Source organism: Ovoidimarina sediminis (assembly GCF_032586175.1).
Lineage (GTDB): Bacteria > Pseudomonadota > Alphaproteobacteria > Rhodobacterales > Rhodobacteraceae > Ovoidimarina > Ovoidimarina sediminis.
Map to the genome: position 1 here is coordinate 14,529 of NZ_JAWHTE010000035.1, position 13,444 is coordinate 27,972.

The 13,444-nt window shown below is 58.3% G+C and carries 11 protein-coding genes; 8 read left to right on the forward strand and 3 right to left on the reverse strand.

Annotated features, from left to right (window positions below):
- Positions 1 to 13: 13 nt before the first annotated feature.
- The 3 genes from RXV90_RS23785 to RXV90_RS23795 all read right to left on the reverse strand — a co-directional run bounded on the left by RXV90_RS23785 (position 14) and on the right by RXV90_RS23795 (position 2,185).
- Positions 14 to 205 carry a helix-turn-helix transcriptional regulator gene (locus RXV90_RS23785; RefSeq protein ID WP_316652545.1) on the reverse strand — a complete coding sequence of 64 codons (192 nt, stop codon included), beginning with the start codon at positions 203 to 205 and terminating at the stop codon, positions 14 to 16.
- Between the two features lie 73 nt (positions 206 to 278).
- Entirely contained in the window at positions 279 to 821 is a 543-nt protein-coding gene (locus tag RXV90_RS23790; RefSeq protein ID WP_316652547.1) for a hypothetical protein, read from the reverse strand.
- On the reverse strand, positions 818 to 2,185 hold the full coding sequence (locus tag RXV90_RS23795) for a tyrosine-type recombinase/integrase (RefSeq protein ID WP_316652549.1): 1,368 nt from the start codon (positions 2,183 to 2,185) through the stop codon (positions 818 to 820). The genes RXV90_RS23790 and RXV90_RS23795 overlap by 4 nt, the downstream gene beginning before the upstream one ends.
- A 328-nt stretch (positions 2,186 to 2,513) precedes the next feature.
- Here RXV90_RS23795 and hisD point away from each other — a divergent pair, with 328 nt between their 5' ends.
- The 8 genes from hisD to RXV90_RS23835 all read left to right on the forward strand — a co-directional run bounded on the left by hisD (position 2,514) and on the right by RXV90_RS23835 (position 13,333).
- Positions 2,514 to 3,824 carry a histidinol dehydrogenase gene (gene hisD, locus RXV90_RS23800; protein WP_316652551.1) on the forward strand — a complete coding sequence of 437 codons (1,311 nt, stop codon included), beginning with the start codon at positions 2,514 to 2,516 and terminating at the stop codon, positions 3,822 to 3,824.
- Positions 3,805 to 4,887 (forward strand): LacI family DNA-binding transcriptional regulator, encoded by a 1,083-nt coding sequence (locus tag RXV90_RS23805; RefSeq protein WP_316652553.1) that lies wholly within the window; start codon positions 3,805 to 3,807, stop codon positions 4,885 to 4,887. The genes hisD and RXV90_RS23805 overlap by 20 nt, the downstream gene beginning before the upstream one ends.
- Positions 4,888 to 4,893: 6 nt before the next feature.
- On the forward strand, positions 4,894 to 5,862 hold the full coding sequence (locus tag RXV90_RS23810) for a cupin domain-containing protein (RefSeq protein WP_316652554.1): 969 nt from the start codon (positions 4,894 to 4,896) through the stop codon (positions 5,860 to 5,862).
- A 136-nt stretch (positions 5,863 to 5,998) separates the two neighbouring features.
- Complete coding sequence (locus RXV90_RS23815; RefSeq protein ID WP_316652556.1) at positions 5,999 to 7,333, forward strand: SWIM zinc finger family protein; 1,335 nt, start codon at positions 5,999 to 6,001, stop codon at positions 7,331 to 7,333.
- Positions 7,334 to 7,335: 2 nt separating this feature from the next.
- Entirely contained in the window at positions 7,336 to 9,990 is a 2,655-nt protein-coding gene (locus tag RXV90_RS23820; RefSeq protein WP_316652558.1) for a DUF6493 family protein, read from the forward strand.
- Positions 9,991 to 10,062: 72 nt separating this feature from the next.
- On the forward strand, positions 10,063 to 11,139 hold the full coding sequence (locus RXV90_RS23825; RefSeq protein ID WP_316652567.1) for an alcohol dehydrogenase family protein: 1,077 nt from the start codon (positions 10,063 to 10,065) through the stop codon (positions 11,137 to 11,139).
- Positions 11,136 to 11,735: a dimethylsulfonioproprionate lyase family protein gene (locus tag RXV90_RS23830; RefSeq protein WP_316652560.1), complete on the forward strand. Its 600-nt coding sequence runs from the start codon at positions 11,136 to 11,138 to the stop codon at positions 11,733 to 11,735. The genes RXV90_RS23825 and RXV90_RS23830 overlap by 4 nt, the downstream gene beginning before the upstream one ends.
- A 134-nt stretch (positions 11,736 to 11,869) precedes the next feature.
- A complete protein-coding gene (locus RXV90_RS23835) occupies positions 11,870 to 13,333 on the forward strand; it encodes an alpha/beta hydrolase (RefSeq protein ID WP_316652562.1) in 1,464 nt (487 codons plus the stop codon).
- Positions 13,334 to 13,444 lie beyond the last annotated feature (111 nt).

Consider the following 13,444-nt stretch of genomic DNA (forward strand, 5'->3'; position numbering starts at 1 on the left):
TTCGGCGGGTTTCTTATGCAACCGTTTTTTCGGCCTGTTTCGTTTCCCAAGCCTCAAGATCCGAGAGCCGCCAGTAATTCAGGCGTTTGATCTGGATGGGCTTGGGGAAGCCTAGCGCATCGTCGTGCCACCAGCGCCAAATCGTAACGCTAGATTTCTTGTAACGCTTCTGGACCTGCGGTCCGGTGAGAATGGTTTCGGTCATGGGCCAACCTCGGCTTGAGTTGCGGTTGGCCATCTAAATTCACGAAATTTAGGCGTGTTGCATTGGGAACAATTCAGACGCTTTCTTCATAACGCTGGCGCGCCTTGCTTTTCTGCCAAATCGTCACAACAGAAGACTCGGAAAGCGGTGGGTTCTTCAAAACCTCTGAAACAACACTTGCCGCGCAATCCGGCCTATCACCTTTGCCTTCCGCGCTACGCGTTGCCTTCAATCCATAGGCTTGGCAAAGGCAGATCATGACAATCGCGATATACTCGTCGCGGTTTACTTTCTTTTTTTGCCCGCGTTTTTTCTTGGATTTTGGCCGCGAGACAAGCAAAGCGGCGAAATTACTTAGCGATCTTGGAAGTGGTAACGATTTAGTGAGCCGAACTTCAACAACTGCTTTTAGGTGAGAAAAAGCGATCTCATGTTCCATTGCAAACCAAACAAGAGAGCGGGCGTCTTCCTCGGTAAGACTTTCTTCGAAAATCCGACTGCCGATTTTCTCCAAAAGTTTGAGATAGATCAGTTCAAAAGGAATCCGTTCAAATCTAGATGGATCATCACCAAACAAGTCGTTCAGCATGTGGTCTGCCCATTCGTGCGCATTCATGCCGTTGCCCCCTTAATCGGCACCACCTTTCCGGTCTCCGCACCTTTCAGGAACATGCCCCACGCCTGCATAAGCGCCCGCCGACGCTCCACCATGTCCGCTCGGTCATAGGCTTGCTGCACCTTGTTCCCGACTTTGTGGAACAGTGCGACCTCGGCCATATCTCCGTCGAAGGTGGTGCGCTCACTTACCCATGTTCTGAACGTGCTTCTGAGGCCGTGGGGAACCGCCTGAAGGCCAGTTGCGGCGTCAATGTAGCCTTTGCCCCCTGCCCTAACGTCGGCGCTGTGAATGGACTTCATCACCTTCCCAAGCGTCGCGTCCGACAGCGCCCCGCCGCGCGGTGCCCAGAACACCAGATTGGCCCCGTCCAGCCTCGGCAGGGTTTCCAACAGCGTCACCATGTCGTCCGTCAGCGGTATCCGTTTCGCCTTGTCGCTTGGCGGGATCTTCGACGCCTTCCTGCCCGGTTGGATTGTCCAAACCCGGTTCTTGAGATCAATCTCATCCCACGTTGCGAACCTGATCGCGCCCGCCCGCGTGGCGGTCATGGCTTGGAATTGCAGCGCCCGTGCGCCCATGCCTTCCCTCTTGGACAGATCGCGCCACCAGCGGTTCGCGTCGTCCAGTTGCAGCGCCGGATAATTCTTCGCACCGGAAACCTTGGACGGTGCCGGTAGAACCATCTTCAGATTGCCAGCCCAGCGCGCCGGGTTGTCGCCCTTGCGGTATCCGTGAACCGTGGCCCAAGAAAGAACTGCTTCCATCCTCTGCCGAACTCTTGAGGCTGTTTCTGTACGGTCCGCCCAGATTGGTTGCAGCACCCTCAACACATCCTGAAGATTTATGTCTGCCACCGCCATCCTGCCGACTTGTGGGAAAGCGTGCTTCTCGAGTGAGGCGAGCCACTGGCCCCGATATTTTTCAGACGTGAATTCTGTCGTCTTTTGCTCCGCATATCTGCGTGCAGCTTCATCGAAGGTAAGGCCACGCCGTGAGGCTGCTATAAGCGCCGCACGCTTTGCCTTCTTCTCAGCGATGGGATCAATGCCCGCTTCGAGCATTGCGCGCATCTCGCGCGCCTTGTCGCGAGCCTGACCGGGTAGCACGTCGGGATATGGTCCAAGGCCGATTTCCCGCTTCTTTCGTCCGCGCTCGATTACGTTTCCATCTGAGTCGCGCCGTTCGGTCCATTCACCGTAGCGGGTTCGCAAAACCCAACTCTTAGCCTCGCTGGGGGGCGGCTGAATCTGCATCAGCAGACCAGAAACACCACCGACAGCGACCTTCACGGGCCGCTTGCCGCCTGGGTGCTTCAGGTTCTTGATCTGAGCCGGTGTAAGTTCTTTCGCGCGTGGTGGCATTATATCTTCCGCCCATCAATCCGCCCATAAATATGTTCTGCAATTTAGCGCCATGAACGCCGGTGAACAAGTATAACCCTTTTTTAATTGATATGAATCGCATCCAGAAGCGTTGTGAACGATAATGAAAGTCGGAATCGGACTCTAGGTCGCCCACCATCTTCCCCAAACCAGGTACTCAATTTGATGCGGTTATCCTCGGATAATTGCCTCAACGCCGTATTGAATACGCATTCAAATCAGCTTAGCGTGGCACCGGAAGTCAGACCGGCAGACTCAGGCTCTGCTCACTAATGAACCCTCTCCACCCAATGTCTGGATGTGCAATATGGCTGTAACTCACCTCAAGCAAAGCAAGCCCGCTGCAGAGAGGGCCGAGGACGACGCCAAGGTTCGGACCGTAGTTGAGGCAACGCTACTGGACATTGAAACGCGCGGCGATGCGGCCGTGCGAGAGCTTTCGCAGAAGTTCGACGGCTATCTGCCGGAGACATTCCGCTTGTCCCCTACGGAAATCGAAGCGGCAATACAGAAGGTCTCACCCCGCGACATGGAAGATATCCGGTTTGCGCAAGACCAGATCCGCCGATTTGCACAGGCACAGCGCGCGTCAATGACCGATATCGAAGTAGAGACGTTGCCAGGCGTGATCCTCGGACACCGCAACATTCCTGTCCAGTCGGTCGGCTGCTACGTGCCGGGCGGAAAGTTTCCAATGGTCGCCTCGGCTCACATGTCGGTGCTGACCGCATCGGTTGCCGGTGTGCCTCGCATAGCCGCCGCGGCGCCGCCGCAGAAAGGCGAGCCGCATCCTGCAATTGTCGCGGCGATGCATATGGGCGGCGCGCATGAGATCTACTGTCTTGGAGGTATCCAGGCCGTAGGTGCAATGGCGCTCGGCACCGAAACGATCGCCCCAGTCCATATGCTGGTCGGGCCAGGCAACGCCTTCGTCGCGGAAGCGAAGCGACAGCTTTACGGACGTGTCGGGATCGATCTTTTCGCCGGTCCGACAGAAACCATGATCATCGCGGACGAGACCGTGGATGCCGAAATGTGTGCGACCGATCTTCTTGGGCAGGCCGAGCATGGCTACAACTCGCCTGCCTGCCTGATAACGAACTCGCGCAAACTCGCCGAGACTACAATGATCGAAATTGAGAGGATCCTGAAAATTCTGCCGACTGCCGAGACCGCGAGCGTATCATGGAAGGACTACGGCGATGTTATCCTCTGCGATGAGTATCACGAAATGCTCGAGGTAGCGAACGACATGGCCTACGAACATGTGCAAGTTATGACCGATCGTGATGACTGGTTCCTGGAACGCATGCACAGCTATGGCGCGCTGTTTCTTGGCCCCAGAACCAACGTGGCAAATGGCGACAAGGTTATCGGAACAAACCACACGCTGCCGACGAAGAAGGCAGGACGATACACAGGTGGTCTCTGGGTTGGGAAATTTCTGAAGACGCACAGCTATCAGAAAGTGGTGACGGACGAGGCAGCAACGCTGGTTGGTGAGTATGGCTCGCGGCTTTGTATGCTCGAAGGTTTCGTGGGACACGCCGAACAGTGCAACATCCGGGTGCGGCGGTATGGCGGGCGCAACATTCCTTATGGCGCTGCGGCAGAGTAACGTTCCGATGCCCGATAGCCGGATCACAGCATCGGACGTGGCGAGAAAAGCCGGCGTCAGCCAACCGACAGTGAGCCGGGTCTTCACCCCTGGTGCGCGGGTGTCTCCCGACAGGGAACGCCGGGTACGTGAGGCGGCGCGAGAGCTTGGATATCAGCCGAACACGCTTGCGCGCTCTCTCAACACCGGACGGTCGTACACGATAGGCGTCGTGCTGGCGTGTCTGCAAAACCCGTTCTATCCCGAAGCCCTGCAAAGGCTATCCGAAGCTCTGAGTGCGAAGGGCTACCATGTTATGGTCTTCTTCGCGGCGAATATGGCCGAGGAAGTCGACGGGGTCGTAGACAACCTTCTTGCACATCAGGTTGACGGAATAATTCTCGCCTCGGTCAGCATCTCGAACGAGCTGACCGACCGGCTCAAGGAACTGAAGATTCCGTTTGTCCTATTCAACAGGGCGCAGGAGGACCGCGGTCTGCCCGCAGTAACGGCCGCCAATTTCGAGGGAGGGAAACGTGCAGGCCGGTTTCTTGCAGCAGGCGGACATGTTCGCATCGCGCATATCGCGGGCTGGCAGAAATCACTCAACGGCCGGGATCGGCAGGCCGGGTTTGTTGCGGGGCTTGCTGAACATGGGCTCGCGCCCTTCCGGATAATCTACGGTGAGTATGACCGGCAGAAAGCGATTGCGGCCACGCGCGCGCTGTTCGATTGCGGCACGTTCCCGGATGCCGTTTTCGTCGGCAATGATCACATGGCATTCGCCGTTTTAGAAACCCTGCGGATGGATCTCGGGCTGAGAGTTCCCGACGATGTATCGGTCGTCGGATACGACGACGTACCGATGGCGGCGTGGGGCACCTACGATCTGACAACGCTCCGTCAACCTGTGAACAGAATGGTCGGCGAGACGGTCAGCATGTTGCTTGCGATGATCAACAATCATCCTTTGCAAGGTCGGGTCGAGATAGACAGTCCGCTAATTCTGCGCGGAAGCGCGCGGATACCAGACGGCTGGACAAGCCCCCGGCGAATACGACACCCACGGAACACAACAGGGTAATTTCGAATGACTCCTGAAGAAATGGAAACCCGCATTGTTCGTTACGGCGATCTTGTCCCTTGCAAAACTGCTTTCATCGATGCGCACACCCCGGGCTCGGATCAGAAGGAAAACTTCACGATCATCGGTGGCGGGGTATCCGAAAGCCCCGATCAGCATGTGCACATTCGGGACACGCCGGGTTTCAACATCGGTGCAGCTGGGCAACCGCCGAGATGCCGGAACTCACTTCACGACCATAACACAGCAGAAGTGTTTTTTGTCCTGAAGGGAAGATGGCGCTTCTTCTGGGGTCGATGGGGAGATGCGGGTGAAGTCACGCTCGAAGAGGGCGATATCTTCAACATTCCCACAGGGATTTTTCGCGGCTTCGAGAATGTCGGAACCGATTATGGAATGATCATGGCGATCCTGGGTGGCGACGATGCCGGCGGAGGCGTTCACTGGGCGCCGCAAGTCATCAAGGATGCCGCAAACCATGGCCTCATCCTGGGCGAGAACGGCGTTCTTTACGACACCAAGGCGGGACAAAGCCTGCCCGACGGCGTCGGTCCGATGCCGCTCATGAGCGAGGCGGAACTGGCCAAACGCGCAGAACCGACGACGGGCGAGGTGCTTCCCAATCATGTCGCGCGCTATTGGGATCTCATGGCGCTGGCTGACCGTCAGCCCGTGCGGGTAATCGGGCCAGAAGCGCTTTTGAGAGATCGTCCCGGCTTCGAGGTGGATTTCATTACGCGAGGTTCGCTCGGATCCGAACCCTACGAATGCGAGACCTCAGAAGTTCTGATGCCTGTACGCGGTCACTGGCGGCTTGAATGGGCCAATGGGGCAAAAACACTCAATCCCGGTGACACCTGTCTGGTCCCCTCATCCCTTTCGCGGTGTTTGCGCCCGGCAATGACAGGCGAGGCAAGCCTCTACCGGGTGCGCGGTACGGATGATCCGGCGGGCAAGACGGCAACGTTTGCATAGTATCCCGCCAATGCTTCGGCGAAATCGGATGAATCGCAGCATGCCCCTGTGCTAAGTCAGGTCGAGGTTTTCCCCAGCCGCGTCCCTCGTTTTGGCAGTGGGAAACCGAATACGAGAATACCGGGGTCCCTCGCTCATGGCAGCCCTCGATCACGCGTTTCGCTATTCCGGGCCTTCAAAACTGAGGGATTCGGCGGACGGCCGCGCCCTCGCACTCGTAAGCGAAGCAGCCCCCGAAAGCAGTGAAAGCGGCCGGTTTCTTTCTGCAAAGGCATTAGTCCCCGACGTAACGGCAAAGGGCCTCCGGGCTGTCTCGGACATCGTCGGCTCACGCTTCTACGTGCCGCCTGCAATGCTCGCCAGGATCCTGCGTGAGGCGGATCCGGTTGCGACAGTGGGCCCTTCAGCCGTGCGCTTCGAAGGATTCTCAGCATGCTGCAGCACTTACATCCGGCTAGACCTCTACGATGACGCCCTCGAGGTTTCAGAGCGCCGCCACGGTACGACCAACGTCGATTTCGGTGCAGAATTGCGCGGTGCGCTTGCCTCAGTCGGCAGGGAAACCGCACTCGGACTGAGCATAGGCGCCAGAGACGTTACCGTGGCGCGCGACGGACATGAAATTATCGAAAAGAAAGTGCCGCTGCCGGTCAGGTGGCTAAAAGGCTTTGCGGAAGTTCAGGTTGTAATCGCGGAGATGGAGCCCGTATTCCGACTACCTCGCGTCGCGGCACAGAGGTATCTTCGTGCCCTCCCCCGTGGCAAGGCAGATCATCAGCTTTGGGTGAGTTATGCCGGCGGCACGGCACGGGTCTCCACCCGGGAAACTCAAGGTGCGGTGCCGTTGCGCGGAGTTCAAAGGCTTAGAGTGCTCGAGCCACTGACAGCGCTGGCCAATGACCTCCAGGTTCACGTGAACCAGAGGACAGGGGCGACGAGTTGGGCATTGGATTTCGGCTCGCAACGGCTGTGGCTCGTTCTGAACGCGGAGCCCTGGCGTGGCTTTTCCGGAGATGGCGGCGTTCTTTCCAAAATTGCATCAGAAGATGACACGGCGGTCGCGGCAGTGAGGGCGCAACTCAACTGGCAGGATCGGATCGATATGACGACCCTCGCGGGCGCAACTGGCCTCACCATCTCCGAAATATCGCGTGCACTGGCGAAACTGGCCGCGATCGGTCTGCTTGGGTTCGATTTGCACAGTGGCTGCTATTTTCACCGGGTCCTCCCATTCGACATGAAGCGGGTTGAGGGATTGAATCCAAGACTCAAAGCGGCGCGCGGCCTAGTAGATAAGGGCACGGTCTACATTAAGGGGGACTCCGCCCTCGTCGAAAGTGAGACTGCAGTCCACACGGTATCTCCTTCTGAAGAAGGCTGGCGCTGCACGTGCCCGTGGTTCGCCAAAAACGGGATCGAGCGAGGACCCTGCAAGCATGTCCTGGCCGTAGAAATTCTTTTGGATCAATGACCATGCGAGAAGACGAAGATTTCCTCTCGTTCGTTTGCAGCAGCAGTGGCGCTGACGTTCTGAAGACCCTCGCTGCCTTGCCGGAGAAAGAGCGACGCCATGGCAAGGCCGTTTCCATGCTCTTTCGCAAAGCGTTCTTGACATGGTTCGCTGACGGTGACGCCGAAAAACCCGTGATCAAGGATCCTGATGCCGTCGTTGTAGCTTTCTTTGCGACATGCTCGATGACAGACCTGAAATCACTTCGTTTCGTACCTCACCTAAAGAGGGTGCCCCTCACCGAGATATTTGCGGCACTAAGACCATCCTGGACGCAGGAGTTCGTTGAACACATGGTCGACAAGAACCCCCACGCGATCGCAAGCCTTGCCCCTCTGTGGAAAGCAGGGCTGTGTGAACGACCGAAGGGGGATGCGCTGATCCTTGGATACTACGAGTACGCAGTATGGCGCACATCGGCGCTTGAAGAGCGTAACCTCCTTGAACGGGATGTATGGCGCTTCTTCGAAGTCGGCGGCGGCGGCGAGTACAGCCTGGCGAACCACGACAAGTTCGCGAAATCAGCAACATGGTCCAATCGCCTTTTGAAATACTCAGCTTCAGGGCGGCTTGACCGCCAACGTCTGCTCGACGCGTCGCTCGATGCACTGGAACGCGATTTCAGCCAGTACATTGCTGGCTGGTACTCGCGGTTTCACAGCGCCCTTCAGCCGACCAATGAAGAACAAAGAGACCGGGCGCGGCGTTATCTGACGCTGCTGTCATCGGCAATCCCGCCCACGGTTTCCTTCGCGATGAAGCATGTGCAGGCTCTGGAAAAAGAAAGTGCTCTTGATCCTTTGGATCTATTGGAAGCTCTCAATCCCGTTCTTCAGGCACGTGCAAAGGGAACGGTGATGGCCGCGCTCAAGCTCGCCGAACGTGTCGCGAAAAAGGATGCTGCGCTGGCTGGACGCGCGATGTCGAAAGCCGTTCTTGCATTAGTCTCCGAGGATGCGGGCGTGCAAAGCAAGGCTCTAGATCTGATTGAGGCATTTGGCGGTGCCGAGGATGAAGCGGTACGATCGGATCTCGCAGTGTATGTCGATTTACTAGCGCCCTCGCTGCGTGAGCGCGCTGCGCGTCTGGCTGGTGCCAGGACGCCAGTGGACACTGCATCCGCCCTTGCGCCGGCTCCGGAGGCGGCGCAGCCCGTCGAACCTGTGGCAAACACCGCAGCAGCCATTTCTCTCTTTCTGCAAGTGTTGGAAGACGCGCGCGATCCCTTTGCTGTGGAGCGCGCCATCGACGGAATCGCCCGCTTCGGAGCAGAGCTGGCGGATAATGAAATCGCGATCTCACCACTTCGGAAGCGCGCCGGGCAAATCCTCAAACTACCTGCGACGACCGGACTGCGCATGGTGCTTGCGGAAACCGGACGTGCCCTGGCATCGCCGGACGCCCCGATGGCGACGCCAGAGGAACTGGGTCAGGGGAAACTCGATCCGGTTGGTGCCCAGGCGGTCCATCTCGCGAGAAATGCCGAGATCCTGAGGCACGTTGCAGGGGGGTATAGACTGCCGATGTTGTCTCTGCCTTGCGACAGCAGTGGCACAGTCATGGTGGAAACGCTTGCCGGTCGTCTCCCGGAGTATCGAGCGGCAGGTGTCACACCGGGAATAACCGACCTCTCGCTTGCTCTCATGCGGCTTCAATCAGAAAGAAGGAATGGCCAAGCATATGACTTGTCCTGCGAGCATGAGACGGACCGGGCATTTGCCTATGCTCTCGGCGAAGAAGTGGCCATCGGACCAAATCCATCACTTTGGGCGGCCGCATGGCGCGCACGTCCCGGAAACGCGGTCGACGACCGCATCACGGCATTGTTCAAAGAAGATCTGCCAAACTGCGGCGCGCCGGCCCGGATGCATTTGGAGGTCGACCGCAAGGACAGCGAAAGCGGCGAGTTCCGCTGGATCACCGTCCAGGTGCCCACAACGCCCATCATGCGAACACGGAAGAGGATACTGCCCGCACTCTTCTTCCATCAGGCAAAAAACGCTTACTTCTCCGAACTTGGCAGCGGTCATACATTCGCAGAAATCGCATGGGCGTCACTGATACATCCAACGGACCCTGAGCCGTTCTTTCGCGAAGCCATTCTTGCCCAAGACACCTACCAGAAACTGTCCGACAATCCGACAAGGGGGTATCTTGAGCCGTTCTTCAGACCCGGGCCCAATGTGGGGCAGATGGTTGCGGCGGTTCTCGTGTATTACTTGGGGTGCGAGGATGCTTCCGTCAGGGCTCGCGCGGAAGATGCGGTGCTTGCTGCATTTGCCACCGATCGCCTTGAGGAGGCGGCCTTCGGCGCAGCATTGCGAACCTTCATACTTGCGGATGCGTTGCCGACCGGACGGTGGACCAAATCACTCAAGGCGATCGCGGCGGCAGGCGCCGAACAGCAGGTGCGAGACGCGATTGGCCGTGTGCTCGATTTCTCCCCCGAGGCCACGCCAAGAGATATTGGCGGGCTGCTGGAGCTCTTTTTCGAGCTCTGCACCTCCACGGGGTCACTGCCCGAGCAAGCGGCCATATTGCGATGCTTGTGGGGCATTCCCGGCGGCGGAAAGGTTTCGAAATTTCGCAAGAAACTTCTCGACCTTGCGGAGGCATGAAGTGCCTCTACCGGTAGTGGAAGTGTTCCCGCAATCTGGCGTGAACCGAATGATCTTATGGAAGGCTACTTGATGAAAGCGGTGGTGCTAACTGGGCATGGTGGGTTCGACAAGCTTGAATACCACACAGATTGGCCGACTCCCAAGCCGGGGCCACTGGAAGTTCTGATCCGCGTCGGAGCCTGCGGCTTGAACAACACCGATGTGAACACGCGTTCGGGCTGGTACGCCAAATCTGTGACGTCGGCGACCACGGGAGACGCATATGACACCCTGCCAGAGGGTGACACAGGCGGATGGGGCGAGGGGCTGAGTTTTCCCCGTATTCAGGGGGCCGATGCCGTGGGTGAAATCGTGGCTCTTGGAGACGGCGCACCGGCTGATCTTATGGGCAAGCGTGTGATGGTCGATTGCTGGTTGAGGGACTGGGACGATCCCCTCAACCGAAACAAGACGGGCTATTTCGGATCGGAATGCGACGGGGGATTTGCGGAGTATGCCGTGGTTCCCCTGCAAAATGCGCGCGCCGTGAACTGCGATCTCTCCGATGCGGAATTGGCCACGTTCGCCTGCAGCTATTCGACGGCAGAGGGAATGCTTTCTCGTGCGCATGTGGGCCCCGAGGACACGCTTCTTATCACCGGCGCCTCCGGGGGCGTTGGTTCAGCGCTCATCCAGCTTGCAAAGCGCCGGGGCGCGCGAGTTGTCGCTCTGGCATCGAAAGCAAAGCACACCGCTCTCGCACCACTGAATGCAGATGTACTTCTAGACCGTGATCCGGGGCCTCTCGACGCCGTCCTGCAGGATGAGATCGGTGCCCGTTCAGTATCAGTCGTCGCCGACATCGCGGGCGGGCCGATGTTTCCGAGACTTATCGATGTGCTCGAAAGAGGAGGCCGGTACGTAACCTCAGGCGCCATCGCGGGGCCGATCGTCGAACTCGATCTGAGAACCCTTTATCTGCAGGATCTCACTCTCTATGGATCCACAGTGATCCCCCCCGGGATCTTTGACGACCTTCTGGTTTACATCGAGCGGGGCGAGGTTGAACCGCAGCTTGCCGCGACTTATCCCTTGTCTGACTTTCTCGCGGCACAAAAAGCCTTCATCGGGAAGGTGCATGTCGGCAATATCGTGGTAGTGCCATGAGCCTAGCGCTGAAGCGGCTTTATCTAGAGGCGGGACGACGTGTTGCTTCGACGCCCGCCCTTGCCGAGTTCGCCGACTGGCCCGAGACCCCTCCTGCCCGTTCACAGATCCCCCAGATCTTGCCGGTCACCGCGAAGATCGCAGCACTCTCGGGCGACACATTCATCGAGGCGATCGCCGCCGCAGCACCTGAGGCTGCCTGGCGACAAACCTACACGCAGGCCGAGGTTGGGCGGGCCTATCTGGACGAATACGGTTGGGTGGAACTCCTTGGCCCCACAGGACATTTTATAACCGATGAACTACGGGCGTTCGTTGGCTTTTGGGGCCCTGCCCTGCAGTATCCCGCACACTCCCATCCAGCGTCGGAGATCTATCTGGTGCTAAAGGGCAGTGCACGCTTTGAGGTGCAAGGCTGGACGCCACGCGATGCCGGACCGGGCGAGACGGTTGAAATCCCCGGTGGGGCAACGCACGCAATGAAAATTGGCCTCCAAGGCCTTCTCGTTTTTGCTCTATGGAAAGGGACGGGGATCGGGGAGGATGCGAAGTTGGACGCCGCACGGGACGACCAGCCCCGAAAGGCTGCGCTCTGACACGAAGGGAATTTGACGATTTCCAACGTAGGGTGATCGCAAAAAGTCAGAAACCTACTGATGCTGTTCGAGCGCGCCGCGACGTGTGAGCGCAGGGCTTGACCCGCGAACCTGAGCGTTGACTTCTTTCACCCATGACGTGGTGGAAACAGATCGGTAACGGAGCGTACCTGGCGCTCGCACTCGTCCTGCTTTCGGCCTGGGTGCTTGAAAGCGCACGTTGGGGAATCGAGGCTACTGCCCCCGCAGTCGGCTCTACACCAGTAACCGTTTACGCCAAAGCGGGCTCTCAAGGGCCCGCAGTTGTCGTGGCGCATGGCTTCGCCGGATCATCGACAATGATGCAGGCGTTTGCGCTCGATCTCGCCCGAGCGGGATACAGGGCGCATGTATTCGATTTTCTCGGTCATGGGCGGCATCCGAACCCACTTTCAGGCGACGTGACATCGGTCGATGGCACGACCCGGCTTCTCATAGATCAGACAAAGGCAGTTGTCCAAGCCGCGGCAGGGGATGACGCGAAGGTCGCATTGCTCGGGCATTCAATGGCCACCGATATCTTGGTTCGGGTTGCCGAGGAACAGCCGAACATTGGGCCCGTTGTGCTTCTTTCCGCTTTTTCGGAGGCTATTGACGAGGAAACCCCCCGTGACCTGTTGCTGATCACCGGGGCGGCCGAGAGCTGGCTGCGGGCTTTTGCGCTGCAGGCCGTTCGCATGGTCGACCCCGAGGCGAGCGAAGGTGTAATTGCAAAGTCTGAAAGAGTGCTTCGTAAATCTACGATAGCGCCATGGGCCGATCATGTCTCAATCCTGCATAGCCGGGTTGCCCGCACCGAGGCGGTCGCCTGGCTGGATCGGAGCTTCGGACGCGGAACGACGGCCTCTTCAACTCTGCCAACGGGGCAGGCACTCCTGGTATTGATCGCAGGATTGCTCTGGCTCTTGGTCTGTCTCGCCCGCCTCTTGCCAGACAAAGCGGCTCCTTTGAGGCAACTCACAATCGGACGACTGGCGCTTGTAACTGTTGTTCCTGCCCTGTTGTCGCCACCGCTTGCTCTCTTGTTAGATCCCGGGCTTCTGCCCGTCCTCGTGGCTGATCACCTCGCGCTTCATCTTGCGCTTTATGGAGGTATTCAGCTTGTCCTCTTATGGGCCTGGGGGATGGGACTCGGGCGGATCGACGCATTGGCAGTCCTGTTCCTCGTGGGAGCATCGATTGCGATCGGTATTTCACTTGATCGATATGCCGCAAATTTCTGGCTGGTGGCGGAGCGGCGCGGGATCCTGGCTGCGCTGGCATTTGGTGCCGTGCTGTTCTTCCTCGCCGATGCGCGTCTTTCCTACGGCGCAACGCTCGCGAAGCGGCTCGCAGTACACGGAGCGTTCCTCCTGTCACTTGGTCTCGCCGTCGCACTCGATTTCGACAGGTTGTTCTTCCTTCTCATGATCGCGCCGGTTGTCGTGCTGTTCTACCTCGTATTCGGAACCCTTGGTCACGCCGTCGGCAAAAGGGCCGGACCACTGGCCCCCGGCCTTGTTCTTGGCTTCACTCTTGCTTGGGCGCTTGGGGTGAGCTTTCCGATGTTTCAGCCCTGACACCCTACATCATGCCCAGGCGATAGCGCGTTCGACTAAAGCATCCGGCCTTTAACCTGAGACATATCCGGCAGCCCTGAAGTAGTTCCAACACTCTTCGGGTGAGTATAG

What these genes read in the sequence shown, in the direction of transcription:
- RXV90_RS23820 (WP_316652558.1), top strand. Translation starts at nt 7,336, where the DNA reads ATGCGAGAAGACGAAGATTTCCTCTCGTTCGTTTGCAGCAGCAGTGGC.
- RXV90_RS23810 (WP_316652554.1), top strand. Translation starts at nt 4,894, where the DNA reads ATGACTCCTGAAGAAATGGAAACCCGCATTGTTCGTTACGGCGATCTT.
- RXV90_RS23825 (WP_316652567.1), top strand. Translation starts at nt 10,063, where the DNA reads ATGAAAGCGGTGGTGCTAACTGGGCATGGTGGGTTCGACAAGCTTGAA.
- RXV90_RS23795 (WP_316652549.1), bottom strand. Translation starts at nt 2,185, where the DNA reads ATGCCACCACGCGCGAAAGAACTTACACCGGCTCAGATCAAGAACCTG.
- RXV90_RS23815 (WP_316652556.1), top strand. Translation starts at nt 5,999, where the DNA reads ATGGCAGCCCTCGATCACGCGTTTCGCTATTCCGGGCCTTCAAAACTG.
- hisD (WP_316652551.1), top strand. Translation starts at nt 2,514, where the DNA reads ATGGCTGTAACTCACCTCAAGCAAAGCAAGCCCGCTGCAGAGAGGGCC.
- RXV90_RS23805 (WP_316652553.1), top strand. Translation starts at nt 3,805, where the DNA reads ATGGCGCTGCGGCAGAGTAACGTTCCGATGCCCGATAGCCGGATCACA.
- RXV90_RS23830 (WP_316652560.1), top strand. Translation starts at nt 11,136, where the DNA reads ATGAGCCTAGCGCTGAAGCGGCTTTATCTAGAGGCGGGACGACGTGTT.
- RXV90_RS23835 (WP_316652562.1), top strand. Translation starts at nt 11,870, where the DNA reads ATGACGTGGTGGAAACAGATCGGTAACGGAGCGTACCTGGCGCTCGCA.
- RXV90_RS23790 (WP_316652547.1), bottom strand. Translation starts at nt 821, where the DNA reads ATGAATGCGCACGAATGGGCAGACCACATGCTGAACGACTTGTTTGGT.
- RXV90_RS23785 (WP_316652545.1), bottom strand. Translation starts at nt 205, where the DNA reads ATGACCGAAACCATTCTCACCGGACCGCAGGTCCAGAAGCGTTACAAG.